A 24,585-nucleotide genomic window follows, 5' to 3' on the forward strand; every position below is an offset into this window, starting at 1 on the left:
TGCATTCGGTCATAGCCTTGCCTCAACCTGCCCACGAAAGGACACACCATGTCGAACCCGCAGAGCACCGGGCTCTTCGCCACGTTCTCGCTGGACTCCGAAGAGCTCTCGAAGTCCGCGATCAACACCGTCCGCGCGACCCTCGGGATCAGCGGCGCGGTCGCGCTCATCGTCGGAATCCTGATCACCTTCTGGCCGAAGGACTCGGCGGTCGTGCTCACGGCGATCCTCGCGGTGTACTTCCTCATCGCCGGTATCGCCTACCTGGGCCTCGGCATCTTCTCGAGGGGCATCTCGGGCGGCGCGAGGGCGCTGGACATCATCCTCGGCGTCCTGTTCATCCTCGGCGCGGTGCTCGCCTTCGCGAACCTCGGTGCGACGACCGCGTTCCTCGCGGTCTTCATCGCCATCCTGATCGGCGTCCTGTGGATCGTCGAGGGCGTCGTCGCCCTCGTCCAGATCGGCGACGCGCCCTCGAAGGGCTGGGCGATCTTCTTCGGCCTGCTCAGCATCCTCGCCGGCATCGTGCTGCTCTTCTCGCCGATCTGGGGCGCGGTCGTGCTCTTCGTCATCGCGGGCATCGCGCTCATCGTGCTCGGCATCGTGCAGATCGTGCGCGCCTTCACCTTCGGCCGCGGCGCGAAGGTCTGAACGACCGCCGCACTGCGATGAAGAAGGCCGGTCCCGGATGCTCCGGGGCCGGCCTTCTTCTCGTGCTGCGACCGAGGCGGGGTCAGGCCTCGGGAGCGAAGCCCGACACGTCGCCGACGTAGCGCGTGTGGTCGGCGGGCACGGGGTCGACGACGGCCGCCGCGACCTCCGCGGCGAACTCCGCCACGTTGTAGAGGCGGCCCGCGTCCTGCTTGCGTGCGTCGATCGCGCCGGGGTTCGCGCGCTCGAGGAGCGTCGCCGTGATGGTGCCCTCGATCATGTCGCCGGACACGACGACGAACTCGACGCCCGCGGCGTCGAACTCGGGGAGCTTCGCGCGCAGCGCGTCCTCGCCGGCGCGCTTCGAGAGGGCGACGGGCTCGTACTCGGGCATCGTCGGCGTGGTGCGGATGAAGTGCGCCTGGTGGCTCGTGACGAAGACGATGCGGGCGCCCTCGGCGAGGTGCGGCAGCGCACCCTCGACGACGTTGACCTGCGCGTCGCGGTTGAGGCGCATCGCGTAGTCCTCGCCCATGCCGGTCTCCATGCCGCCGGAGGCGTTCAGGACGAGCACGTCGATGGGACCGAGCTCGGCGACCGTGCGCTCGAACATCGCCGCGACCGACGCGGGGTCGGTGAGGTCGGCGCCGACGGCGATCGCCGTTCCGCCCGCGGCGGTGATCTCGGCGACCACCTTCTCGGCGCGGGGCGCCTTGCTGCGGTAGTTGACGACCACCGAGGCGCCGGCGGCGGCGAGGGATCGGACGGTGTCGGCGCCGATTCCGCGCGACGAGCCGGTCACGAGTGCGACGCGGCCGGCGAGCGAGCCGGGAGCGAGAGGGTTGGTCACTGGAGGTCTCCTCGAAGTTCAGAGCGGGCCGGCGCACGAGCGTCGGCGCGGCGAACCGAGACTATCAACTCCCCCATGCCGACCCCGGCACTGATAGTTTCGAATCAGCCGGCCGCGTGCGAAGGAGACCCGATTTGGATGTGCTGACCCAGTACGCGTGGATCGCATGGCTCGTGCTGATTCTCGCGTTCGCCACGATCGAGGTGTTCACGCTCGAGATGACCTTCCTGATGCTCGCGCTCGGCAGCGTGGCCGGGCTCCTGTCTGGTCTCTTCGGCATCCCGTGGTGGGCGCAGTTCGTCATCGCCGCGGTGGTCTCGGTCGCCCTGATCCTCGTGCTCCGACCGCCGTTGCTCCGCGCGCTCCGACGCGGCTCCGACCCTGCGCGCAGCAATATCGATGCGCTCATCGGGGCGGAGGGCACCGTCGTGCACACCGTGGGCTCCGCGGGCGGCCAGGTCAGGCTGCAGAACGGCGAGACCTGGACGGCCCGGTTGTCGCCGGCGACCGAGCAGGCGGATGTCGCGGTCGGCGGGCGCGTGCTCGTCACGGGCATCGATGGCGCGACGGCCGTCGTCGTGCCGGTAGAGAGGGGAACAGCCGAGTAATGGACGTGTCCGGCATCATCGTGTCGATCGTCGTCGCCGCGATCGTCATCTTCGTGATCGTCGTCATCGCACGATCGGTCCGCATCATCCCGCAGGCCTACGCGGGCGTCGTCGAGCGGCTCGGTCGCTACCACAAGACGCTCACGCCCGGCCTGAACATCCTCGTGCCGTTCATCGACCGGCTCCGTCCGCTCGTCGACATGCGCGAGCAGGTCGTCTCGTTCCCGCCGCAGCCGGTCATCACCGAGGACAACCTCGTCGTCTCGATCGACACCGTCGTGTACTTCCAGGTGACCGACGCCCGGGCGGCGACCTACGAGATCGCGAACTACCTCGGCGCCGTCGAGCAGCTCACGACCACGACGCTCCGCAACGTGGTCGGCGGCCTGAACCTCGAAGAGGCGCTCACCTCCCGCGACAACATCAACGGCCAGCTCCGCATCGTCCTCGACGAGGCCACCGGCAAGTGGGGCATCCGCGTCTCCCGCGTCGAGCTCAAGGCCATCGACCCGCCCGTCTCCATCCAGGACTCGATGGAGAAGCAGATGCGCGCCGAGCGCGACCGTCGCGCGCTCATCCTCACCGCCGAGGGCACGAAGCAGTCGGCGATCCTCACCGCCGAGGGCGAGCGGCAGGCCGCCATCCTCCAGGCCGAGGGCGACGCGAAGGCGGCCGTGCTGCGGGCGCAGGGCGAGGCCGAGGCGATCCTCACGGTCTTCGACGCCATCCACAAGGGCGACCCCGATCCGAAGCTGCTCGGTTACCAGTACCTGCAGATGCTCCCCCAGCTGGCGCAGGGCGACGCGAACAAGCTCTGGGTCATCCCGAGCGAGCTGACCGAGGCGCTCAAGGGCATCGGCCGGGCCTTCACTCCCCCGGCTGCCGGTCCCACGCCCGCGGCCGGTCCCGGCACGGTGCCGTCCGCGCCGTCTGCTCAGGCCGCGCCGCCCGTGGCACCGCCGCCGGGCACGTACCCGCCCCAGGCGTGAGCGACCGAGTGGCCTCGACCTACTTCGAACCCGCAGGGCCCCGAGTGCTGGCGCACCGGGGCCTTGCGCTCGACGCACCCGAGAACACCCTGCTCGCGTTCGCGAAGGCGATCGCGGTCGGTGCCGACTACCTCGAGACCGACGTGCACGCGAGCCATGACGGCATCGCCGTGGTCTCGCACGACCCGTCGCTCGAGCGGGTGGCCGGGCGCAAGGTCGACGTCGGGCAACTCACCATGCACGAGCTCGGACGCATCGACCTCGGGCACGGTCAGAACTTCTCCTCGCTCGAAGCGGCGCTCGACGCGTTCCCCGACGCTCGCTTCAACATCGACGTGAAGGAGTCGGCGGCGGTCGAGCCGACCATCGCGGCGATCGCGCGCACGCGATCGGCGGGCCGAGTGCTCCTGACGAGCTTCTCCGAGCGCCGGCGGCGGCGACTCGCCGAGCTCGCGCCGGGTGCCGTCACCTCCGTCGGCGGCGCGGGCGTCCTCCGGTTCCGCAACGCCGCCTTCCTCCGCTCCCCCGCCTCGGCGACCCGTGCACTCCGCGGGGGCCTCGCGCTGCAGATCCCCGAACGGACCGGCCCCCTGCGGCTCGTCACGCGTCCGCTCGTCGACCTCGCCCACCGCGTCGGTGCGGAGGTGCACGTCTGGACGGTGAACGATCCCGACGACATGACGAGGCTCCTCGATCTCGGCGTCGACGGGCTCGTGACCGATCGCGCCGACCTCGCGATGGAGATCGTCTCCGCCCGAAGCTGAGAATTCCCCGCAAAACTTCAGCCCGCGGAAAGGGAACGCCCAGCTTGATCGTTGACAATGTCAGACGATCGAGTAGAGGAGCACACCATGGCGGACCGGAGCCTTCGAGGCATGCGAATCGGCGCACAGAGCCTGCAGAGCGAAGACGGCGTGGTGTTCGCCGACCGTGCGGAGCACACGTATCGATGCGAGGCCTGCGGCCACGAGACGGTGATGACCTTCTCGGCCGACGCCGAGCTCCCCGAGACGTGGGAGTGCCGTCAGTGCGGTGCCGCCGCCACCCTCCTCGTCGACTCGAAGCCCGTCGAGATCGACCGCTCGGGCGAGAAGGTCGCCCGCACCCACTGGGACATGCTGCTCGAGCGTCGCACGCGCGCCGAGCTCGAGGAGCTCCTCGAGGAGCGACTCACCTACCTGCGGGCCCGTCGCGGCCAGCAGAAGATCGGCGCCTGAGCCGAGGGTCTGGGCGAGGACCCGGTCGCGCCAGTCCGCGACGAGCGTCAGTCGCGCTTCGACCGACGCGGTGCGTTCCGCGTCGCGAGCACGCCCGCCGCGACGAGGCCCGCGAGCGACGCCAGCACGATCGTGATCGGCACCCATCCCGCGAGTGCCACCGACGGCGTGATGCCCTCGCGCAGCTCGACGTCGGTCACCATCGCGCCGGGCTCGTCGGCCGGCAGCGCGTCGATCGTGCGACCCGCCGGGTCGATCACCTGACTGGTGCCGACCGTCGAGATGTTCACCACCGAGCGGCCCGTCTCGATCGCACGCAGCCGTGCGATCGCCAGCTGCTGCTGGTTCTCGTCCGTTCCGCGGAAGTCGGCGTTGTTCGTCTGGAACAGGTACACCTCCGCCCCGTCGCGGGCGCCCTCCCAGATGACCTCGTCGTAGATCACGTCGAAGCAGATCGCGAGGCCCGCGACGGCGGTGCCGAGGTCGAACACGGGCGGGTTCACGCCGGGCGAGTAACCGCGCTGCACCAGCCCGGTGAGGTCGGGCACGATCGCGTCGTAGAACCAGCGGTCGGGGATGTATTCGCCGAAGGGCACCGGATGCCGCTTGTCGTAGCTGTCGACCGCTCCCTCCCCCGCACGCCAGAGCAGCGAGGTGTTGAAGTACTCGTCACCGCGCACCGTGACGGTGTTGAGCACGACCGGGGCGTCGAGCGCGGTGCCGAGCGAGTCGAACACCTCGGCTGCGGCGGCACTGCGGGTCGGATCGATGTCGGAACCGCCCTCGGGCCAGAGCAGGACGTCGACGCCCTCCTCGTCGAGGATCGGCTCGGTCGCCTCGAGCTGGGCGGCGAGCACGTCGCCCTGGGTCCGCTCGTCGAAGTAGCCGGAGGGACCGTTGCCCTGCACGCTCGCGACCCTGAGCTCGCCGATCGCGGTCGTCGGCCAGGCCGGAAGCACGACGGCGACGACGAGCAGCGCGGTGACCGGGATCGCCGTACGCAGGTCGCGCCACCCGCGCATCCGCACCCACTCGATGAGGCCGGCGACGATCGCGACCATCACGAAGCCGAGACCGGTCGAGCCGACCCATGAGACGAGTTCGGCGAAGGGGCTCTCGGCCTGGCTGAGTGCGGCACGGCCCCACGGGAAGCCGCCGTAGGGCAGCGTGCCGTTCGCCGTCTCGCGGACGATCCAGAGGCCGGCCACGAGCAGCGGAAGCACGAGCAGCCGGACCCAGCGCGATCCGCTCGCTCGCGGCACCCACCGGTACGCGAGCGTGATCAGGACCGCCCCGCCCGCGACGAAGAGCGACTCGAGGAGCGAGAGCGCGAGCCACGGGATCGGCCCGAGGTAGAGCGACGTCCACGACACCTGCTGCAGGTAGAACGCGAGTCCGAACACGAGTCCGACGAGGGCCGCACCCCAGGTTCGTCGGCCGATGAGGCTGAGGAGCGCGAGCGCGATGCCGACGAAGGCGAGCGGCCAGATGCCGAGCCCGGGGAACCCCATGTCGTAGACCGAGCCGCCCACCGCGGCGGCGAGCACGGCGGCCCAGAGCGGCAGGGGCAGGAGTCGGCGTGTGGGGCTCTCGGGCACCAGATCAGCCTAAGCGACGCGCCCCGGTGCCATGCGCCGGAGCGGCGGCGTCAGGCGACCGAGCCGTACGCAACGACGCCGCGGCGGACGGCATCGATGGCCGCGCGCGCCGTGGCGCCGAGGTCGGCGTCGGCGACGATCGAGATCTGATCGAGGAGGTCGACGACCTGCTTCGTCAACCGGACGAAGTCGCCCGCCGCGAGCTCGGTGTCCTCCAGGACTCCGCCGAGATCGCCGCCGCGCGCCCAGGAGAACATCGCGGAGGCGAGCGCGGGAGACGGCTGGTCGCTGCCGGGCAGTCGATGGTCGCGTTCGAGGTCGTCGAGCTCGCTCCAGACGTCGAGCGTGCGATCGAAGGCCTCGCGGAACCCACCGCGCGGCAGCCGGAAGTCGACGTTGCGATCGTCGCGCCGCGGCTCGTAGACGAGCGACGCCGCCATCGCGGCGATGCCCGCGACGTCCAGTCCGTTCCACAGGCCCTGGCGGAGGCACTCGGCGACGAGCAGATCGCGTTCGCCGTAGATGCGCTTGAGCGTCCGACCCGCCGCGGTCGAGACGACCTCCCCACGCGAATCGCGCTCGAGATAGCCGAGCCGCGTCAGCACCTCGGCGACCTTGTCGAAGCGCTTCGCGACCTGCCCGGTCCGCGTCCGGATCTGTCGGAGCAGATCGTCGTGCTCCTGCTTCAGCCGCCACCAGCGTTCGGCCCAGCGCGCATGCTGCTCGCGCTCCGCGCAGCCGTGGCACGGGTGGGCGCGGAGCGCCTTGCGAGCGGCGACGAGCTCGCGCTGCAGGCGCTCGCGCTGCGCGTGCGACGGGTTGCCCTTCGAGCTCTGCCGCTCGAGCCGGCCGATCTCCCGTCGCAGGCTCGCGTACTCGGCGAAGTCGCCGAGATGGCAGCGCATCGCCTCCTCGAACCCGGCCATCGACTCCTCCTGCTTGCGCAGGGTGCGGGCGAGATCGACGACGGCGCGGTCGGCCTGGAACTGCGCGAAGGAGAGCTCGAGGATCTGGCGTGTTCGGTCGCGGCCGAACTGGTCGATGAGGTTCACCGCCATGTTGTACGTCGGTCGGAAGCTCGAGTTCATCGGGTAGCTGCGCCGCGAGGCGAGGGCCGCGACGGACTCGGGGTCGAGCCCGTCGACCCACTGGATGACCGAGTGCCCCTCGATGTCGATGCCGCGCCGGCCCGCACGGCCGGTCAGCTGGGTGTACTCCCCCGGCGTGATCGGCACCCGCGCCTCGCCGTTGAACTTCTCGAGCTTCTCGAGCACGACGGAACGGGCGGGCATGTTGACCCCGAGGGCGAGCGTCTCCGTCGCGAAGACGACCTTCACGAGCTTCTGCTGGAAGAGGTCCTCGACGATCTCCTTGAACGCGGGCAGCATCCCGGCATGGTGGGCGGCCACGCCGCGCTCGAGGCCCTCGAGCCATTCCCAGTAGCCGAGCACCGCGAGGTCCTCGTCGCGAAGCATCCGGGCCCGTTCCTCGACGATCGCCCGGATCTCGCTGCGCTCGTGCGCCTCGGTCAGCCGGATGCCCGATCGGAGCACCTGGCGTACCGCCTGGTCGCATCCCGCCCGCGAGAAGATGAACACGATCGCGGGCAGCAGGTTCTTGCTCTGCAGGAGCGCCACCACCTCGGGACGGTCGAGCCGCCCCGAACCGGGGCCGCCCTGGTGGAACCGTCCGCGATCGCCGCCGCGCTGCGACCGCTGCGAGATCGAGCGCCCGCCGCTCATGCGCGCCAGCTGCTTGAGCTCGGGGTTCACCCGGTGGGTCGCCGCCTGCCCCGACGAGTCGAAGAGGTCGACGAGCTTCTGCTTCACCAGCACGTGCTGCTCGAGCGGTACCGGGCGATCCTCGGAGACGATGACGTCGGTGTCGCCGCGCACGGCCTGCAGCCAGTCGCCGAACTCCTCGGCATTCGACACCGTCGCGCTCAACGAGACGAGCCGCACGGCCTCGGGGAGGTGGATGATGACCTCCTCCCACACCGCCCCGCGGAAGCGGTCGGCGAGGTAGTGCACCTCGTCCATGACGACGTAGGCGAGCCGGTCGAGCAGGGCCGACTCGGCGTAGAGCATGTTGCGCAGCACCTCGGTCGTCATGACGACGATGCGGGCGCCCGAGTTGACGTTGGTGTCGCCGGTGAGCAGGCCGACGTTCTCGGCGCCCCAGGCGTCGACGAACTCCTGGTACTTCTGGTTCGAGAGCGCCTTGATCGGCGTCGTGTAGAACACCTTGGCGCCGGGCTCCTGCATGGCGAGGTAGACCGCGAACTCGGCGACGACGGTCTTGCCAGCCCCGGTCGGTGCCGCCACGAGCACGCTGCGGCCCTCGTCGAGCGCCGCACAGGCGGCACGCTGGAACGGATCGAGGTCGAAGCGCACCGAGGCAGCGAATTCGGCGAGCCGGGGCTGCCGACGCTGTTGGCGGGACAGCGCATAGCGCTCGGCCGGCGAGAGGCTCATCACCCCTCCAGCCTAGACAGGCTCGCCGAACTCCAGGCGGTTGCGACGCTCGACACGGCGATCATGCAGGCTCGCGATGAACCACGCCGCGAAGTACAGCCCGATCATCGGGATGGCGAGCATGAACATCGACACGACGTCGGCCGAGGGCGTCGCGATCGCCGTGAACAGCACGATCACGAGGATCGCGACGCGCCACGACTTGATGATCGAGGCCGCACTGATCACCCCTGCGAAGTTCAGCAGCACGATGAACACCGGCACGACGAACGCGATGCCGATCGCGACGACGAGCTTCAGCACGAAGTCGATGTACTCCTTCGCGGTGAGCAGGGTCTCGCCGCCCTCCGGCACGAAGCTCGTCATCAGCTTCACGATGTTCGGGAGCACGAACCACCCTGCGAAGCATCCCGCGAAGAACAGCGGGATCGCCGAGGCGAAGAAGGCGAAGGTGAACTTCCGCTCACGACTGCTCAGGCCGGGCACCAGGAACGCGAAGATCTGGTAGAGCCAGACCGGACTCGAGATCACGATGCCGAGCGTCAGCGAGATCTGCAGCATGAGGTCGAACGAACTCGAGATCGTCTGGAAGACGATCGCCGTGTCATCCCCTCGCGCCTCGGCGACCCGCTGCACCGGGTCCTGGAGTGCGTCCCACACGTACAGGTCGGTGAGCACCCAGCCGGCGACCATGCCGACGACGATCGCGATCGCGGAGATGAACAGTCGCTTGCGCAGCTCGATGAGATGCGCGCCGAGCGACATCCGCTTCTCGCGGTTCTTCTCTCCGCGATCCTTCACCGCGGTCATCGAGGTCAGGCGCTCTTGCCGGAACCCGGCTCTTCGGACTTCGTCTGCTCGTCAGCAGGCGCGGCTGCGTCGCCGTCGCCCTTGTCGGAGCGCACTTCGGTCTTCAAGATCTTCATCGACTGCCCGAGGCTGCGGGCGAGTGCCGGAAGCTTGGGGGCGCCGAACAGCAGCAGAATGACCACGAGGATGATCAGCGCGTGCCAACCGGTGAAGCCTTGCCACATAGGTATTCGTCCGTTTCTCGGGGGATGTTGGCGACAGTCTACCTGTCGGAGGTTTCCGTGCGTCCACTCCTGTGGACGGATGCCCGCGCGTCGCGCCGGCCGGATCAGCGCGGAGGGTCGTCGGGGCGCGCGGATGCCTCGGCGTCGGTGTAGCCCGCGAGCCCCGCGTCGGCCCACCCGGCCACCGCGGCGCGAGCCTCGGGAGGGCCGACGACGGTCACCAGACCGGGCAGACCCGCCACGAGCCGCTTGAGGCCGTGCACGTGCGCGAGTCGCAGTGTGACGCGGAGGCGACCGTCGACCTCGGCGGTCGTCGAATCGGCGAGGTAGTCGGCCAGGAGCGGCAGCGCCTCGGGCGCGACGTCCACGACGACGTCGACGTCGGACTCGGAGGTCTGGAACAGCGTGTCGGGGACCTCGCGCTCGGGGTGCTCGTCGATCGGCTCCTCGGACACGACGAGCTCGCTCATGCGGTCGACCCGGAAGTTGCGCACGTCCTCACGGGTGTGGCAGTAGGCCTGCAGGTACCAGTCGGCGTCCTGCGAGAGGATGCGGAGCGGGTCGACGCGGCGGCGCCCCGCGACGCCGAGCGCGTTGCGGTAGTCGAACTCGAGCTGGCGGCCGCCCGCGACCGCCTCGCGGATGCGCGCGAGCGAGGCGTCGGCCTCCGACTCGGCGACGGCGAGCCGGCTCGGCACCGCCGACGCCCCGGCGGTCAGCTTCTGCATGAGCGCCGCGAGCGACGCGCTGCCGGCGTTCTCGGGGAGCGCGGAGAGGTACTGGAGGCCGGCAATCAGCGCGGACGCCTCGCGTGCGGAGAGCCGCGGCGCGTCGTCGATCGCGACGTGGTGCACGATGACGATGACGTCGTCGTCCTCGAAGGAGTCCCAGTCGATGTCGAAGAGGTCGTTCGGCTGGTACGTGCCGGTCGCGCCGGGCAGTCCCGACGTCGCGATCAGCCGCACGGCGTCACGGATCTCCTCCGCGCCGATGCCGAAGTGCGCGGCGGCCTCGTCGACGTCGACGACCTGCTGCTCGAGCAGGTACGGCACGAACGAGAGCAGGAAGACGAGCTTGTCGGGGGCCTTCAGCGGGCGAGCGCGCTTCGCACTCATCGGATGTCTCCTTCGCGATGGGCCTCGGCGACTGCCCTGAGCCGCTCCCTGACGGCGTCGCGGAGCGACTTCGGTGAGAGCACCCTGACCTCGGGGCCGTAGGCCGCGAGCTCGTCGGCGAAGATCGCCGCGTCGGTGTAGTGCAGCCGGATGACCCCGGCATCCTCGTCGCGGAGCGCCGCGCGCTTGCCGAGGCGCACCTCGGCGTCGCTGCCCGCGGTGACCGCGAGATCTGCTGCGTTCGCGAGGCGCAGGGCGCTGAGGTCGGCGATCACCTGGTCCTGGATGCCGGGAGGCGGCGCCTCGAAGCTCGAGCCGGGCACCGTGGTCACCTCGCCGACGATGCGCGAGAGGAGGAAGGTGCGGGCCTCCTGCGCGTCGAGGTCGAAGGCGTGCAGATGCCAGCGGCCCTCGTGCAGCACGACCGCGAGCGGGTTGACCGTGCGCTGGCGCGGGGCCTGCTCGCCTGGCTTGAAGTAGCGGAACCGCACCGCCTGACGGCGATCGAGCGCCTGCCGGAGCGGTTCGAACGCCGCGTCGCGGACGCGGAGCCGCGGCGCGTAGCCGATGACCGGTTCATGCGGCTCGATGCCGAGCGAGCGCAGCTTCGTGAGGGCGCGCTGCGAATCGGCCGAGAGGGATGCCTCGCGCCAGACCTCGGCCGCGAGCCCGAGGAGCGCGAGCTCGTCGGGGGTGAACCGCACCTCCTCGGGCAGCTCGTACTGCCCCTTCGGGATGCGGTAGCGCAGCGCCTGGTTGTCACCGGGCCGGTCGGGCGACTCCACGGTCTCGAGCGGGATGCCGAGCTCGCGGATGTCGTCTTTGTCGCGCTCGAACTGCCGCTCGAGATTGGCGTTCGCGCCCGAGGCGTCGAAGCGCTCGGCGTAGCCGCGCACCGTCGAGAGGATCTCGGACTTGAGGAGCCCCGTCTCGGTCGCGAGCAGTGCCAGCACCAGACTGAACAGACGGTCCTCGACCGGTACCTTCACTTCGCTCCTGCGCTCTCCCCCGGCCACAGGAGCGATCATACTGAACCGCTCGCGCAGCTCGGACGCGCAGGCGCGATCAGAGCACGCCCAGGATGTCGACGACGAAGAAGAGCGTCGATCCCGCGGGGATCTTCGCGTTCGCCTGGTCGCCGTAGCCGTCTTCGGGCGAGACGATGACGCCCACCTGCGAGCCGACGGTCTGGCCGATGATCGCCTTCGAGAAGCCCGGGATCACCTGCGCCCCTTCGCCCTCGGCGACGGTGAAGGTCACGGGGCTGCCGTTCTCCCAGCTGGAGTCGAAGACGCTGTTGTCGTCCCAGAGGACGCCCGTGTACTGCACGACGACCGTGTCGCCCGACTCGACGACCTCGCCGTCGCCCTGCTTGAGCACCTCGACCTCGGTCTGCTCGGGCGGGTCGTTCTTCGGCACCGTGATGCCGGGACGCCCGTCGGGCGCGAGCACGACCGCGGGGAAGCCGTCGCGCGTGAGCCGCACGGCGCCGTCGGCGCGCGACGGGAAGGCCTGCTTCACGTCGATCACCATGACGAGGCTGTCGCCGGGGGCGATGCCGATCGACTCGTTGCCGTTCGGCCCGAAGCCGTCCTTCTCGGGGATGACGACCGCGACGCGCGAGCCCTCGCGGGCGCAGGTGAGGCCCTGCTTCAGGCCCGGCAGCGTCGTGTCGGAGACCGTGAGCGGCACCGGGTCCTCGTCGCCGAAGCCCGTGACCTGCAGCTCGTCGCCGGTCGCGCCGTTGTAGACGGCGAGTCCGACGAGGCTCATCTGCCCCTCGGTGAGCAGCGGACCCTCGCCCTCGATGATCTCGGTGCACTCCGTGTCGCTCGGCGTGAGCGGCGTCGGGAAGTCGACCTTCGGCGCCGAGCCGAACTCACCGGTCGCCTCGACGAGCTCGGACGAGCCGCCGGTGGTGGCCTCGGGCGCGGGCGCCGGGGCGGTGCAGCCGGAGAGGGCGACGGCGACGAGGCCGGCCGTGGCGATGAGCGCGAATGACGAGCGCACTGATCCTCGATTCTTCGATGGGTCGCGGAGGGGCGTTGAAAGCCTACCCGTCCGAGTCGGACGATTCGGCGTCGGCCTCGGCCTCGGCGGCACTGGACTTCCGCGCGGCGGCGCCCGCCGCGCGAACGCGCTTGCGGAGACTCTTGTCGCTGACCTGCCGTTCGCCGAGGGCGCCGGGCGTCCACGCCTCGACGTCCTCCTCGCTGAACTCGGTCTTCGACGGGCGTCGCTTGAGCTCGGGCAGCACCGTGTCGGGCGCGAGACGGCGAGCCGTGATGAGGAACCCGGTGTGCGCGATCATGCGGTGGTCGGGTCGCACCGCGAGGCCCTGCACGTGCCAGCCGCGCACCATCGTCTCGGACGACTGGGGCTCGGTGTACTCGCCCGTCGCCCGGATCGCCTCGGCCACGCGCGAGAGCTGAGTCGCCGTTGCGATGTAGCAGAGCAGCACCCCGCCGGGCTTGAGGGCGGCCGACACGGCGCCGAGGCACTCCCACGGGGCGAGCATGTCGAGGACGACCCGGTCGACCGACGCGTCGTCGACCGACTCGGGCAGCACCTCGGCGAGGTCGCCGAGGCCGATCGACCAGTTCTCGGGCACCGCGCCGTGGAAGGTCGCGACGTTGCCGCGGGCCACCTCGGCGAAGTCGTCGCGCCGTTCGAAGGAGTGGAGTCGCCCGGTCGCGCCGATCGCCCGCAGCAGCCAGAGCGAGAGCGCCCCCGAGCCGACGCCGGCCTCGACGACCGTCGCGCCCGGGAAAATGTCGGCCTGCGCGAGGATCTGGGCGGCGTCCTTCGGGTAGACGATCGCCGCGCCGCGCGGCATCGACATCACGAAGTCGCTCAGCAGGGGGCGCAGCGCGAGGTACTCGATGCCGACCTGGTTCGCGACGACCGAGCCGTCGGGCCGGCCGATGAGGTCGTTGTGCGCGATGAGGCCCTTGTGCGAGTGGAACATCTGCCCGGGCTCGAGGGTGATCGTGTGCATGCGCCCCTTGGGGCCGGTGAGCTGCACCCGGTCGCCGACGCGGAACGGCCCGCTCTGCTCGCCACGGCTCGCGTTCATCGTGCGACCTCCTCTGCGGTGAGGAGCGCGGCGACGTCGGCGACGGACGCCCCCTCGAGCGTCGGCCAGATGACCGTCGAGGGCACGTCGTCGAGCTCGAGGATGTTGGGGATGCCGACGGCGATCGCGCCGGCGGCGAAGGCCGAGGTGAGCCCCGCGGGCGAGTCCTCGAACGCGACGCACTCGGCGATGTCGACGCCGAGCATCTCGGCGGCCTGGAGGTACGGCTGCGGGTGCGGCTTCGGGTGCTCGACCGAGTCGCCCGTGACGATCGCGTCGAACGCGGTGAACGGGATGGCCGAGATGATCTCGTCAGCCATCGAGCGCAGCGACATCGTCACGAGCGCGGTCGGCACGGAGGCTTCGCGCAGCGCCTCGAGCAGCTCGCGGGCCCCTGGACGCCAGGGAACGCCGTGCTCGACGAGCATCTCGCTGACCCGTGCGGTGAGGCGATTCACGATCGTGTCGGCGTCGAGGTCGACGCCCTTCGCCTGGAAGACCCGGGCCGACTCCCACAGCCCGCTGCCGACGAGCGCGAGGGCCTCCTCGTGGCTCCAGCTGCCGCCGAAGGCCTCGACGAGCTCCTCCTCGGCGGCCATCCAGTAGCGTTCGGTGTCGACGAGGGTTCCGTCCATGTCCCAGAGGGCGGCGGCAGGCAGGCGTGTGGTCACAACCCCCAAGTCTACGGGCACGCCCTATTGTGGAGAGGACCCCGGGCGTCCGGGGCGGGAAGCGGGGCACCACCAGTGAATCAGCCGGCCGGGTTCGAAGCTCGAAGGCTGCTCGTCGTGGCCTTCGAGGGCTGGAACGACGCCGGTGAGGCGGCGACCGGAGCCGCGAAGCTCCTGAGCGAGCGCCTCGGCCTCGTCGAGATCGCCGCGGTCGACCCCGAGATCTACTTCGACTACCAGTTCACGCGCCCCACGATCGTCACCGGCGACGACGGCGCGCGCCGGCTCGAGTGGCCGGGCGCCGCGATCCTCGGCCCGAGCGGCCGGGTCGATCTCGACGACCCGGTGACCGGCCCCGGGGCATCCGGCCTGCACGTGCTCATCGGCGCGGAGCCCGCGCGCAGCTGGAAGGGATTCGCCGCCGAGCTCGTCGACGCGGCGCTCGCCGCCGACGTCGACGGCGTCGTGCTGCTCGGCGCCATGCTGGCCGACGCCCCGCACACCCGACCCCTGACGGTCTTCGCCTCGAGCGAGAACCCCGAGGTGCGCGGTGCGCTCGGCGTCGAGCGCTCGACGTACGAGGGGCCCGTGGGCATCCTGAGCGTCATCGCCGACCAGGCCGAGCGCGCAGGCATCCCGACCGTGTCGCTCTGGGCGTCCGTCCCGCACTACGTGCACAACGCGCCGTCGCCGAAGGCCGTGCTCGCCCTCCTCGGCAAGCTCGAGGAGCTCACCGGCCTCTCCATCCCGCGCGGCAGCCTCGAGGTCGACGCGCAGGCGTGGGAGGCCGGCGTCGACGCGCTCGCCGCCGAGGACGAGGAGATGGCGGGCTACATCGCGCAGCTCGAGCAGGCGCGCGACGCGGTCGACGCTCCCGAAGCCAGCGGCGAGGCGATCGCGCAGGAGTTCGAACGCTACCTCCGCCGCCGCGGCGACGGCCCCGAGGGGCGCGCCGACGGGCGGGGCGGCCCGGTCGCTCCCTGAGGGGCGTGCGACGCACGCGTGCCGCGATGCGGCCGCACGGTCGCGGCGGCGGTCAGGCCTGGATGACGCCGGTTCCGAGCATCGCGAACAGCGCGCCGCCGAGCACGATGCGGTAGATCACGAACGGCAGGAAGCTGTGCTTCGAGATCCAGCTCATGAAGAACGCGATCACGAGGATGCCGACGACGAACGCGACGAGGGTCGCCGCCGCGGTCTCGATCGGGCCGTAGACCGTGGGCTCGTCGAGGCTCTTCACGAGCTGGAAGAAGCCGCTGCCGAACACCGCCGGGATCGCGAGGAGGAAGGCGTAGCGGGCGGCGGCGGCACGCTCGTAGCCGAGCAGGAGCCCCATCGTGATCGTGCCACCGGACCGCGAGACGCCCGGGATGAGCGAGAGCGACTGCGCGAAGCCGTACAGCACGCCGTGCGGGTACGTGAGCTGGTCGAGCTTGCGGCGCTTCGCCCCCGCCCAGTCGGCCAGGCCGAGGATGATGCCGAAGACGACGAGCATCGTCGCGGTGATCCAGAGCGATCGGAGCGTCGACTCGATCGCGTCCTGGAAGAGGATGCCGAACACCACGATCGGGATCGAGCCGATGATGATGAGCCAGCCCATGCGCGCGTCGGGATCGTTGCGGGGCACGCGACCGGTGAACGAGCCGAACCAGTGCGAGATGATGCGCACGATGTCTCGCCAGAAGAACACGACGACTGCCGTCTCGGTGCCGAGCTGGGTGATCGCGGTGAAGGCGGCCCCCGGATCCTGCGCCCCGGGCAGGAACTCCCCCAGGATGCGCAGGTGGGCGCTCGAGGAGATCGGGAGGAACTCGGTGAGGCCCTGGACGAGTCCGAGGATGAGCGCTTCGATCACGTGGTTGTTGTCGCCTTCCGTCTCCGCGCGCGGCGGATCTCTGCTTCGGCCTCGACGGGCCGGTCAGTACTCGAGGAGCAGGTCGCGGAGGACCTGCCTCCCGAAGACTAGTGCGTCGAGCGGCACCCGCTCGTCAACGCCGTGGAACATCGCAGGGAAGTCCAAGCCTTCGGGCAGCCGGAGCGGCGCGAAGCCGTAGCCGGCGATGTCGAGCCGGCTGAGAGCCTTGTTGTCGGTGCCGCCCGAGAGCAGGTACGGGAACACCGGGGCTCCCGGATCGTGCTGCTCGAGCGAGCGCTTCACCGCGTCCACGAGGCTGCCGGAGGTCGGGCTCTCGAGCCCCACGTCGCGGTGCACGATCTCGATCTCGACGTCGTCGCCGACGAGCGCCTGCACCTCGGCGAGCACCGCCTCCTCCTCGCCCGGGAGGGTGCGGATGTCGATGAGCGCCTCGGCCCGGTCGGGGATGACGTTGTGCTTGTAGCCCGCCTCGAGGAGGGTCGGGTTGGAGGTCGTGCGGAGCGTCGCCGTGATGAACCCCGATGCCGAACCGGTCGCGAGGGCGAGCTCGTCGGGCGAGACCTGCTCGGGGTCGACGCCGAGGACGCCCGCGATCTCGCCGAGGAGCTCGCGCGTCGTGTCGGTCAGCCGGATCGGCCAGTCGGTCCGGCCGAGCACCGCGACCGCCTCGGCGAGGCGCGTGATCGCGTTGTCGCGGATGCGGCGAGACCCGTGCGCCGCGACGCCGCGCGCGACGAGCTTGATCCAGAGCAGCGACTTCTCCCCCGTCTGCAGCAGGTAGGCACGCCGCCCGCCGACCGTGATCGAATAGCCGCCGACTTCACTGATGGCCTCGGTCGCCCCCGCGAAGAGCTCGGGGTGGTGATCGACGAGCCAGCTCGAGCCGGCGCCGCCGCCCGCCTCCTCGTCGGCGAAGAAGGCGAACACGAGCTCGCGCTCTGGCAGCCGCCCCGAGCCCAGGATGTCGCCGAGTGCGGCGAGCATCATCGCGTCCATGTCCTTCATGTCGACGGCGCCACGGCCCCAGAGCAGCCCGTCGCGGATCTCGCCGGCGAAGGGGTCGACGCTCCAGTTGCGCGCGTCAGCGGGCACGACGTCGAGATGGCCGTGCACGACGAGCGCCGGCTTCTCGGGGTTGCGGCCGGGCACGCGTGCGACGACGCTCGTGCGCCGGGGTTCGGGTTCGAACAGCTGCGGCGCCAGCCCGAGGGCGGCGAGCCTGGCCTCGACGTACTCGGCGGCCTCGCGCTCGCCGTTCGCGCGGCCCGAACCGTAGTTCGAGGTGTCGAAGCGGATGAGATCGCGGGCGATCACGGCCGTCTCGTCGAGCACCGGCGGTGTCGCCGCCGTGTCCGTCGCTGCGTTCGTCTCTGGGGTCGCGGATGCCTCGGCCATGCGTCCACGGTACTGGGTGCTCCCCCGTCGTGGCTCGCAGGCGACCCGTGCTGACCCGGCCGGTCCCGCCCGCCCGGCGATCCGGGCCTCCGCAGCGGTCGTCGCGGGCGCCGGAAACCTGTTTTCTCCGGCGCGATCCGGGGTTTCGCCTTCCATGGGCACCGCAGCACGCCGTTTGGTCAAACACCCCCTCGGAACCGTGCTAATCTCTTCTACGGCCGCTGAGAGATCAGCGGAAGACACAAGCGCGGGTGGCGGAAATGGCAGACGCGCTAGCTTGAGGTGCTAGTGCCCTAACGGGCGTGGGGGTTCAAGTCCCCCCTCGCGCACGCTTGTGTCGAGAAGGCCGGATCAGATGCTGATCCGGCCTTCTCGCGTTTCAGGGCTCTCCCCGTGCATGGCTCGGAGCCGTCGCGAATACGGAGCCGGTCAGAGCGTCTCGCTCGGCTCGACGGGCGCGATGAGCTCAGGACCGTTGTCGCCGAGCGGGGCGACCTCGTGGAACCGCAGCTCGGGCACCATCGGCCGAAACGCGGCGACCGCCTGGTCGACGAGCGACTGGTCCCCCTTCGTCTCTGGATCGAGCCACGTCGACCAGAACTCGGGCGGCAGCATGACCGGGATGCGGTCGTGGATGTCGGCGAGCCCGCCCGTCGCGTCGGCGGTCATGATCGTCGCGGTGAGCACCCAGCGGTCGGGGTCGTCGTCGGCCTTCGAGCGGTCGCGCCACCACGAGTACAGCCCCGCGAAGGCGATGGGCCCCTCTTCTGCGTGGATGAAGTACGGCGTCTTGCGCTTGCCGACGGTGTGCCACTCGTAGTAGCCGTCGGCGGGGATGAGCGCCCGCTTGCCCTGCAGCGAGGCCCGGAACGCCGAGGAGGTCGCGACCCCCTCGGAGCGCGCGTTGAAGGTGGGGTACTTGAGCTTCAGCTCTTTCGAGAACGAGGGCACGAGCGACCAGCGGGCCGACTCGAGGCGCCGCACCACCGGCCCCTCCTTGTTCGACTCGATGACGACGGGGATCTGCTCGGTCGGCCGCACGTTCCAGCTCGGCTCGGGCAGCCCCTCGCCGACCGTGTCGACGTCGAAGAGCTCGACCAGGTCGGGGGCGGTATCGGAGATGACGAAGCGTCCGCACATGCGGTCAGGCTACCCCGCCCCGCCGACATCCGAGCCGGGTGGACGGACGGTGCATCCGACTTGCCACCTTCGAACATTTGTTCGAAACTGAAGTGGTGACACCGGCTGCTCCGCTCCCCTCCTCGACCGCTCGCCTCGAGCGCGTCGACGAGCTGCAGGCGCGCATCCACGGCATGCAGTCGATCCGGCTCGAGACCCGCGCGGTGCCCACCCACCCGGCCTTCGCGGGGCTCCTGCCGGGCGGCAGCCTCCGTGAGGGCACCGTCGTCGAGGCGCAGGGGTCGACCACCCTCGTGATGGCCCTGCTCGCGGCGCCCTCGGCGAGCGGGCGCTGGGTCGCCGTCGTCGGCATGCCCGAGTTCGGCGTCGAGGCGGCCGACCGGTTCGGCATCGAACTCGACCGGCTCGTGCTCGTGCCCGAGCCCGGCCGGCAGTGGCTCGCGGTGGTGGCGGCCCTGGCCGACGTCATCCCCGTCGTCGCCGTCCGGCCTGCCGAGCGGGTCAGCCCCGCCGAGGCGTCGCGCCTCTCGGCCCGCCTGCGCGAGCGCGGGGCCACGCTCATCGCCGCAGGGGCCTGGCCCGGCGCCGATGCGAGCCTCGGCGTCGAGGTGAGCGAGTGGCACGGCCTCGAGCTGGGGCACGGGCTGCTCGACGAGCGCGAGGTCGTCGTGAGCGCGGCCGGCCGGGGCGGGTTCGCGAAGCGGCGACGCTCGAGGCTTCGCCTGCCCGACCGTGCGCTCGGGTTCGCGGTGGCCGCCGACGCGGCGGGCGACGCAGGCCCGGCCCGCCCGGCAGCGGCCCCGAGGCTCGCCCCCGTGCTCCACCCCGACTTCCGGAGGCCGGCATGACCGCCGTCTCCGCCGCCCGTGCGATCGTGCTCTGGTGCCCCGACTGGCCGGTCTTCGCGGCCGCCCGCGAGGCGGGGCTCGACCCTGGGGCGCCGCTCGCGCTGACCGAGGGCGGTGCAGTGCACTCGTGCTCGGCGGCCGCACGTCGCGACGGGGTCGTGCGCGGGCTGCGGCTGCGCGAGGCGCAGTACCGCTCCCCCGCGATCACGGTGCTGCCCTACGACCCGGTGCTCGACGTGCGCGCCTTCGAGCCGGTGGTGCGGCAGGTCGAGCAGACCGTGCCCGGGGTGCAGATCGTGCGGCCGGGCACGCTCGCGATGCGGGCGCGCGGGCCGGCGAGGTACTACGGCAGTGAGGATGCCGCGGCGCAGGCGCTCCTCGAGACCGTCGAGCGGCTCGGCGTCGAGGGCGCCAGGGTCGGCATCGCCGACGGCCCCTTCGCGGCCGAGCAGGCGGCACGGGCCGTGCGCTCCTCGCCCGTGGGCATCGTGGCGGCGGGCGGCTCGGCCGCGTTCCTCGCACCCCTGCCCGTGGGCCTCGTCGTCGACGAACGCACCCGCACGCTGCTCAACCGGCTCGGCGTGCGCACCCTCGGCGAGTTCGCGGCGCTGCCGCAGGGCGACGTACGCCGGCGTTTCGGCGCGGCCGGGGCGTTCGGCCATGATCGGGCCGCCGGGCGCGAGGCGACCGCGGTCGCGGCGCGCACCCCTCCGCCCGAGTTCGAGACGACGGCCGAGTTCGAGCCGCCCCTCGACCGCATCGACCAGCTCGCCTTCGCGTTCCGCGTGCCGGCCGAGCAGTTCATCGACCGCATGCGGGCGGCGCGGCTCGTGTGCACGGCGATCAGGGTCGAGCTCGACGACGAGCGCGGCGGGCACTCCGCCCGCAGCTGGCTGCACCCGCGCTGGTTCACCCCTGCCGACGTGGTCGACCGGGTTCGCTGGCAGCTGCAGGGCGCCGGCACCGCCGACACCGGGCTCGCCTCGCCGATCACGAGGCTGCGGGTGATCCCCGAGCGGGTCGACGGCACCGCGAACCACGAGACGGGGCTCTGGGGCCAGGGCCCCGACGAGCGCGTGCACCACGCATTGACCCGGGTGCAGAGCATGCTCGGGCACGAGGGGGTGGTGACGGCGGCGGTCGGCGGCGGTCGGATGCTCGCCGACCGTCAGGTGCTCGTGCCCTGGGGCGATCGCCCGCCCGAGCGCCGTGAGGCGCCGTGGCCCGGCAGCCTGCCCGAACTCGCACCGGCGAGCGTGTTCCGCGAGCGGCATCCGGTCGCCCTGCTCGATGCGGCGGGCGCCCCCGTCGCGATCGACGACCGCGGTGCGATCTCGGCGCCGCCCGAGCGCTTCGCGGTCGGCCGCGGCGCCCCCGCGCAGGTGCGGGCGTGGGCGGGGCCGTGGCCCGTCGTCGAACGCTGGTGGGACGCCGAGCGCGCCCGTCGCGTGCACCGCTTCCAGCTCGTCGACCACGACGGGTGCGCGTGGCTGCTCGTGCGCGACGACGAGGGCTGGTGGGCCGAGGCGAGGTACGACTGATGGGCTGGAACAACCCCGAGATCCCCTGGTCCGAGCTCGAGCGCACGCTCTCCGACCGGCGCCGCCCGAACCCGGGCGCGTCGAAGCTCATCGCCGACGGCGGCGACGGCCCGGCGTTCAGCCGCAAGCGCCAGCCGTATCGACCGAGCGAGGGCCTCACGGCACCCGTCGGGCCCGTGGTGCCCTACGCCGAGCTGCACGCGCACTCCAACTACAGCTTCCTCGACGGCGCCTCGGCACCCGAGCAGCTCGTCGAGGAGGCGCATCGCCTCGGGCTTTCGGGCATGGCGATCACCGATCACGACGGCTTCTACGGCATCGTGCGCTTCGCCGAGGCCGCCGAGAGCTTCCCCGAGCTCGCCACCGTCTTCGGCGCCGAGCTCTCGCTCGGGCTCAGCGCCCCGCAGACGGGTGCGGCCGACCCCGAGGGCGAGCACCTGCTCGTGCTCGCCCGGCGCGAGGAGGGCTACCACCGGCTCGCCTCTGCGATCACCGCCGGGCAGCTCGCGGGCGGCGAGAAGGGCCGCCCGGTCTACGCGCTCGAGGCGCTCGCCGAGCACGCGGGCGGCGAGTGGGTCATCCCCACCGGCTGCCGCAAGGGCGCCGTGCGCCGTGCCCTCGCCGACGGCGGCGCCGATGCGGCGTGGCGCGAGCTCGACCGCCTGGTCGCGCTCTTCGGGCGCGAGCAGGTCGTCGTCGAGCTCTTCGACCATGGGTCTCCGGCCGACCAGCGCGCGAACGACGTGCTCGCCGGCCTCGCCGAACGGGCAGGGCTCCCCCTCCTCGCGACGAACGCCGTGCACTACGCGACCCCGCCCGAGCACCGGCTCGCGAACGCCCTCGCCGCGGTGCGCGCCCGGCGCAGCCTCGACGAGCTCGACGGATGGCTGCCGGCCTCCGACTGCATGCACCTGCGCAGCGGCGCCGAGATGCAGGCCCGCTTCGCCCGCTACCCGGGCGCGGTCGCGCACTCGGTGGTGCTCGCCGAAGAGCTCGGCTTCACGCTGCGCAGCGCGCGTCCGCGGCTGCCGAGACAAGAGGTGCCCGAGGGGCACACCCCGATGAGCTGGCTGCGCGAGCTCGTCTGGCAGGGGGCCGCCGAGCTCTACCCGGGCGTGCCCGAGCACGTGCGCGCGCGCCTCGAGCACGAGCTCGCGGTGATCGAGCAGAAGGACTTCCCCGGCTACTTCCTGATCGTGCACGACCTCGTGAGCGAGGCCCGGCGACGGGGCATCCTCTGCCAGGGGCGCGGCTCGGCCGCGAACTCGGCCGTCTGCTACGCGCTGCGCATCACCGCGGTCGACTCGATCAAGTTCGACCTGCCCTTCGAGCGCTTCCTCTCGGCGCTGCGCGACGAGGAGCCCGACATCGACGTCGACTTCGACTCCGACCGCCGCGAGGAGATCATCCAGTACGTCTACGCGAAGTACGGCAGGCAGAACGCCGCGCAGGTGGCGAACGTGATCAGCTACCGGCCGAAGGTCGCGGTGCGCGACATGGCCAAGGCGCTCGGCTACGGCACCGGGCAACAAGACGCGTGGTCGCGCCAGGTCGAGCGCTGGGGCGCCGTCGTCGAGACCGACGACCACGACATCCCCGCGCCCGTGATCGCGCTCGCCGAGCAGGTGCTCGGCTTCCCGCGGCACCTCGGCATCCACTCGGGCGGCATGGTGCTCACCGACCGGCCGGTGGGCGAGGTCTGCCCCATCGAGCACGCCCGCATGCCGAACCGCACGGTCCTCCAATGGGACAAGGACGACTGCGCCTGGATGGGGCTCGTGAAGTTCGACCTGCTCGGGCTCGGCATGCTCGCCGCACTGCAGTACACCTTCGACCTCGTGCGCGAGCACACGGGCGAGGTGTGGGAGCTGCAGTCGATTCCCAAAGAAGAGGCCGCCGTATACGACATGCTCTGCCGTGCCGACTCGATCGGCGTGTTCCAGGTCGAGAGCCGGGCGCAGATGGGCACGCTCCCCCGGTTGAAGCCGCGCCGCTACTACGACCTCGTCGTCGAGATCGCCCTCATCAGGCCCGGCCCGGTCCAGGGCGGCGCGGTGCACCCGTACATCAGGCGGCGCACCGGCGAAGAGGAGGTCAGCTACCTGCACCCGAATCTGAAGCCGGTGCTCGAACGCACCCTGGGGGTGCCGCTCTTCCAGGAGCAGCTCATGCAGATGGCGGTCGCGGTCGGCGGCTGCACCGCCGCCGACGCCGACCTGCTGCGGCGGGCGATGGGCTCCAAGCGCGGGGTCGAGAAGATCTCGAAGCTGCGCGCGAAGCTCTTCGAGGGCATGGCGCAGAACGGCCTCTCCGACGACGACGCGATGGCGATCTACGAGAAGATCGAGGCCTTCGCGAACTTCGGCTTCGCCGAGAGCCACGCCCTCGCCTTCGCGCTGCTCGTCTACACGAGCTCGTGGCTCAAGCTGCACTACCCCGCCGCGTTCCTGGCCGCGCTGCTGCGCGCGCAGCCGATGGGCTTCTACTCGCCGCAGACCCTCACCGCCGACGCACGGCGCCACGGGGTGCGCGTGCTCCGCCCCGACGTGCTGCGCTCGGGTGCGCACGCCGGGCTCGAGGTGCTCGGTGCAGACGGCGGGGCGGATGCCGCGTGGTCGCCCGACGACCGCCGCCGTCCGCCGAGCGGGCTCCACGCGTGCACTGATGCCGAGCAGCCGCCGATCGGCGACTTCGACCGTTCGGCGCCCGACCGTTCTGCCGAGCACCGGCGCGATGCCGCCTTCGCCGTGCGGCTCGGCCTCGCCGATGTGCAGGCGATCGGCGAGCAGGTGGCGCAGCGCATCGTCGACGAGCGCGAGGCCAACGGGCCCTACCGCGACATGGCGGATGTCTCGCGGCGGGGCGGGCTCGACACCGAGCAGCTCGAGGCGCTCGCCGCCGCCGGCGCCTTCGACGGCTTCGGGCTCGCCCGGCGCGAGGCGCTCTGGCTCGCCGGCGAGGCGGCGCAGGACCGCGCGGAGTTCCTGCCGGGCTCGGTCGTCGTGGTGCAGCCGCCGCTCCTGCCGATGCTCTCGCCCGCCGAGCAGGTCGTCTACGACCTCTGGTCGACCGGCATCTCCCCCGACGACCATCCGATCCGGCACATCCGCGAGCGACTCGACGAGCGCGGGGCGATCCGCATCGACCGTCTCCGCGACGTCGAGTCGGGTCGGCGGGTCGAGGTCGGCGGCGTCGTGACGCATCGACAGCGCCCCGCGACCGCCTCGGGCATCACCTTCCTCAACCTCGAAGACGAGTCGGGCACCCTCAACGTGATCGCCGGGGTCGGCGTCTGGAACCGGTACCGGCGCATCGCCCGCGAGGCGCCCGCGATGGTGGTGCGCGGCATCCTCGAGCGGTCGAAGGAGGGGGTGACGAACCTCGTCGTCGACCGCTTCGAGTCGCTCACCGTCGCGGCGCCCGCGCGATCGCGCGACTTCCGGTGAGCGTCGCCGAGCGGCTGCGGGGCACCTGCTCGTGTCGCACGGACACGACGCCCGGC

The 24,585-nt window shown here is 71.4% G+C and carries 22 protein-coding genes and 1 tRNA gene; 10 read left to right on the top strand and 13 right to left on the bottom strand.

Annotated features, from left to right (window positions below):
- Window positions 1-48 precede the first annotated feature (48 nt).
- Window positions 49-651, top strand: coding sequence for an HdeD family acid-resistance protein (locus ACFVTH_RS15095; RefSeq protein ID WP_386941808.1), 603 nt, complete (start codon window positions 49-51; stop codon window positions 649-651).
- Between the two features lie 82 nt (window positions 652-733).
- Here the strand turns inward: ACFVTH_RS15095 and ACFVTH_RS15100 are convergent, their stop codons facing one another.
- Window positions 734-1,501 (bottom strand): SDR family oxidoreductase, encoded by a 768-nt coding sequence (locus ACFVTH_RS15100; RefSeq protein ID WP_387092552.1) that lies wholly within the window; start codon window positions 1,499-1,501, stop codon window positions 734-736.
- A gap of 140 nt (window positions 1,502-1,641) precedes the next feature.
- On the opposite strand from ACFVTH_RS15100, the gene ACFVTH_RS15105 reads away from it, so the two are divergent.
- The 4 genes from ACFVTH_RS15105 to ACFVTH_RS15120 all read left to right on the top strand — a co-directional run bounded on the left by ACFVTH_RS15105 (window position 1,642) and on the right by ACFVTH_RS15120 (window position 4,315).
- Entirely contained in the window at window positions 1,642-2,109 is a 468-nt protein-coding gene (locus tag ACFVTH_RS15105; protein WP_386941879.1) for an NfeD family protein, read from the top strand.
- Window positions 2,109-3,098 (top strand): SPFH domain-containing protein, encoded by a 990-nt coding sequence (locus ACFVTH_RS15110; RefSeq protein WP_387092555.1) that lies wholly within the window; start codon window positions 2,109-2,111, stop codon window positions 3,096-3,098. The genes ACFVTH_RS15105 and ACFVTH_RS15110 overlap by 1 nt, the downstream gene beginning before the upstream one ends.
- Window positions 3,095-3,862: a glycerophosphodiester phosphodiesterase family protein gene (locus tag ACFVTH_RS15115; RefSeq protein ID WP_387092558.1), complete on the top strand. Its 768-nt coding sequence runs from the start codon at window positions 3,095-3,097 to the stop codon at window positions 3,860-3,862. The genes ACFVTH_RS15110 and ACFVTH_RS15115 overlap by 4 nt, the downstream gene beginning before the upstream one ends.
- Window positions 3,863-3,949: 87 nt before the next feature.
- Window positions 3,950-4,315 (top strand): RNA polymerase-binding protein RbpA, encoded by a 366-nt coding sequence (locus tag ACFVTH_RS15120; RefSeq protein ID WP_022888234.1) that lies wholly within the window; start codon window positions 3,950-3,952, stop codon window positions 4,313-4,315.
- Window positions 4,316-4,362: 47 nt separating this feature from the next.
- Here ACFVTH_RS15120 and lnt read toward each other — a convergent pair whose 3' ends face one another.
- The 9 genes from lnt to ACFVTH_RS15165 form a co-directional block, all read right to left on the bottom strand.
- Window positions 4,363-5,913 carry an apolipoprotein N-acyltransferase gene (gene lnt / locus ACFVTH_RS15125; RefSeq protein ID WP_387092560.1) on the bottom strand — a complete coding sequence of 517 codons (1,551 nt, stop codon included), beginning with the start codon at window positions 5,911-5,913 and terminating at the stop codon, window positions 4,363-4,365.
- 50 nt (window positions 5,914-5,963) lie between these two features.
- On the bottom strand, window positions 5,964-8,387 hold the full coding sequence (locus tag ACFVTH_RS15130; RefSeq protein WP_387092562.1) for a DEAD/DEAH box helicase: 2,424 nt from the start codon (window positions 8,385-8,387) through the stop codon (window positions 5,964-5,966).
- A gap of 12 nt (window positions 8,388-8,399) precedes the next feature.
- Window positions 8,400-9,197 (bottom strand): twin-arginine translocase subunit TatC, encoded by a 798-nt coding sequence (tatC, locus tag ACFVTH_RS15135; protein WP_387092564.1) that lies wholly within the window; start codon window positions 9,195-9,197, stop codon window positions 8,400-8,402.
- A 5-nt stretch (window positions 9,198-9,202) separates the two neighbouring features.
- Window positions 9,203-9,421 (bottom strand): twin-arginine translocase TatA/TatE family subunit, encoded by a 219-nt coding sequence (gene tatA, locus ACFVTH_RS15140; RefSeq protein ID WP_376945183.1) that lies wholly within the window; start codon window positions 9,419-9,421, stop codon window positions 9,203-9,205.
- A 104-nt stretch (window positions 9,422-9,525) separates the two neighbouring features.
- Entirely contained in the window at window positions 9,526-10,536 is a 1,011-nt protein-coding gene (locus tag ACFVTH_RS15145) for a helix-turn-helix transcriptional regulator (protein ID WP_387092566.1), read from the bottom strand.
- The gene (locus tag ACFVTH_RS15150) at window positions 10,533-11,525 is read right to left on the bottom strand and encodes a helix-turn-helix transcriptional regulator (RefSeq protein ID WP_387092568.1); all 993 of its coding nucleotides are present in this window, start codon (window positions 11,523-11,525) and stop codon (window positions 10,533-10,535) included. Before ACFVTH_RS15150 ends, ACFVTH_RS15145 begins: the two co-directional genes overlap by 4 nt.
- Before the next feature lie 76 nt (window positions 11,526-11,601).
- The gene (locus ACFVTH_RS15155) at window positions 11,602-12,546 is read right to left on the bottom strand and encodes an FKBP-type peptidyl-prolyl cis-trans isomerase (RefSeq protein ID WP_387092571.1); all 945 of its coding nucleotides are present in this window, start codon (window positions 12,544-12,546) and stop codon (window positions 11,602-11,604) included.
- Window positions 12,547-12,589: 43 nt separating this feature from the next.
- Complete coding sequence (locus tag ACFVTH_RS15160) at window positions 12,590-13,612, bottom strand: tRNA (adenine-N1)-methyltransferase (RefSeq protein ID WP_387092573.1); 1,023 nt, start codon at window positions 13,610-13,612, stop codon at window positions 12,590-12,592.
- Window positions 13,609-14,283, bottom strand: coding sequence for an HAD family hydrolase (locus ACFVTH_RS15165; protein WP_387092576.1), 675 nt, complete (start codon window positions 14,281-14,283; stop codon window positions 13,609-13,611). The genes ACFVTH_RS15160 and ACFVTH_RS15165 overlap by 4 nt, the downstream gene beginning before the upstream one ends.
- 108 nt (window positions 14,284-14,391) lie before the next feature.
- Between ACFVTH_RS15165 and ACFVTH_RS15170 the strand changes: the two genes are divergently transcribed.
- The gene (locus ACFVTH_RS15170) at window positions 14,392-15,267 is read left to right on the top strand and encodes a proteasome assembly chaperone family protein (protein WP_386941881.1); all 876 of its coding nucleotides are present in this window, start codon (window positions 14,392-14,394) and stop codon (window positions 15,265-15,267) included.
- 52 nt (window positions 15,268-15,319) lie between these two features.
- Here the strand turns inward: ACFVTH_RS15170 and ACFVTH_RS15175 are convergent, their stop codons facing one another.
- Window positions 15,320-16,138 carry an undecaprenyl-diphosphate phosphatase gene (locus tag ACFVTH_RS15175; protein WP_387092578.1) on the bottom strand — a complete coding sequence of 273 codons (819 nt, stop codon included), beginning with the start codon at window positions 16,136-16,138 and terminating at the stop codon, window positions 15,320-15,322.
- 63 nt (window positions 16,139-16,201) lie between these two features.
- Entirely contained in the window at window positions 16,202-17,554 is a 1,353-nt protein-coding gene (locus ACFVTH_RS15180) for a M20/M25/M40 family metallo-hydrolase (RefSeq protein WP_387092581.1), read from the bottom strand.
- Between the two features lie 245 nt (window positions 17,555-17,799).
- Between ACFVTH_RS15180 and ACFVTH_RS15185 the strand changes: the two genes are divergently transcribed.
- A tRNA-Leu gene (locus ACFVTH_RS15185) sits at window positions 17,800-17,883 on the top strand.
- 100 nt (window positions 17,884-17,983) lie between these two features.
- On the opposite strand, the gene ACFVTH_RS15190 is transcribed toward ACFVTH_RS15185, so the two are convergent.
- Entirely contained in the window at window positions 17,984-18,694 is a 711-nt protein-coding gene (locus ACFVTH_RS15190) for an SOS response-associated peptidase (RefSeq protein WP_387092584.1), read from the bottom strand.
- Window positions 18,695-18,789: 95 nt separating this feature from the next.
- Here ACFVTH_RS15190 and ACFVTH_RS15195 point away from each other — a divergent pair, with 95 nt between their 5' ends.
- Genes ACFVTH_RS15195 through ACFVTH_RS15205 form a run of 3 tightly spaced genes read left to right on the top strand, consistent with a single transcriptional unit; the run spans window position 18,790 to window position 24,529 of the window.
- Window positions 18,790-19,542 carry a hypothetical protein gene (locus ACFVTH_RS15195; RefSeq protein ID WP_387092586.1) on the top strand — a complete coding sequence of 251 codons (753 nt, stop codon included), beginning with the start codon at window positions 18,790-18,792 and terminating at the stop codon, window positions 19,540-19,542.
- Window positions 19,539-21,083 carry a DNA polymerase Y family protein gene (locus ACFVTH_RS15200; RefSeq protein ID WP_387092589.1) on the top strand — a complete coding sequence of 515 codons (1,545 nt, stop codon included), beginning with the start codon at window positions 19,539-19,541 and terminating at the stop codon, window positions 21,081-21,083. The genes ACFVTH_RS15195 and ACFVTH_RS15200 overlap by 4 nt, the downstream gene beginning before the upstream one ends.
- A complete protein-coding gene (locus ACFVTH_RS15205) occupies window positions 21,083-24,529 on the top strand; it encodes an error-prone DNA polymerase (RefSeq protein ID WP_387092592.1) in 3,447 nt (1,148 codons plus the stop codon). The genes ACFVTH_RS15200 and ACFVTH_RS15205 overlap by 1 nt, the downstream gene beginning before the upstream one ends.
- The last annotated feature ends 56 nt before the right edge of the window (window positions 24,530-24,585 follow it).

Source organism: Agromyces sp. NPDC058104, assembly GCF_042884835.1.
Lineage (GTDB): Bacteria > Actinomycetota > Actinomycetes > Actinomycetales > Microbacteriaceae > Agromyces.

What these genes read in the sequence shown, in the direction of transcription:
- ACFVTH_RS15095 (WP_386941808.1), top strand. Translation starts at nt 49, where the DNA reads ATGTCGAACCCGCAGAGCACCGGGCTCTTCGCCACGTTCTCGCTGGAC.
- ACFVTH_RS15110 (WP_387092555.1), top strand. Translation starts at nt 2,109, where the DNA reads ATGGACGTGTCCGGCATCATCGTGTCGATCGTCGTCGCCGCGATCGTC.
- ACFVTH_RS15120 (WP_022888234.1), top strand. Translation starts at nt 3,950, where the DNA reads ATGGCGGACCGGAGCCTTCGAGGCATGCGAATCGGCGCACAGAGCCTG.
- ACFVTH_RS15130 (WP_387092562.1), bottom strand. Translation starts at nt 8,387, where the DNA reads ATGAGCCTCTCGCCGGCCGAGCGCTATGCGCTGTCCCGCCAACAGCGT.
- tatC (WP_387092564.1), bottom strand. Translation starts at nt 9,197, where the DNA reads ATGACCGCGGTGAAGGATCGCGGAGAGAAGAACCGCGAGAAGCGGATG.
- tatA (WP_376945183.1), bottom strand. Translation starts at nt 9,421, where the DNA reads ATGTGGCAAGGCTTCACCGGTTGGCACGCGCTGATCATCCTCGTGGTC.
- ACFVTH_RS15145 (WP_387092566.1), bottom strand. Translation starts at nt 10,536, where the DNA reads ATGAGTGCGAAGCGCGCTCGCCCGCTGAAGGCCCCCGACAAGCTCGTC.
- ACFVTH_RS15160 (WP_387092573.1), bottom strand. Translation starts at nt 13,612, where the DNA reads ATGAACGCGAGCCGTGGCGAGCAGAGCGGGCCGTTCCGCGTCGGCGAC.
- ACFVTH_RS15180 (WP_387092581.1), bottom strand. Translation starts at nt 17,554, where the DNA reads ATGGCCGAGGCATCCGCGACCCCAGAGACGAACGCAGCGACGGACACG.
- ACFVTH_RS15190 (WP_387092584.1), bottom strand. Translation starts at nt 18,694, where the DNA reads ATGTGCGGACGCTTCGTCATCTCCGATACCGCCCCCGACCTGGTCGAG.
- ACFVTH_RS15200 (WP_387092589.1), top strand. Translation starts at nt 19,539, where the DNA reads ATGACCGCCGTCTCCGCCGCCCGTGCGATCGTGCTCTGGTGCCCCGAC.
- ACFVTH_RS15205 (WP_387092592.1), top strand. Translation starts at nt 21,083, where the DNA reads ATGGGCTGGAACAACCCCGAGATCCCCTGGTCCGAGCTCGAGCGCACG.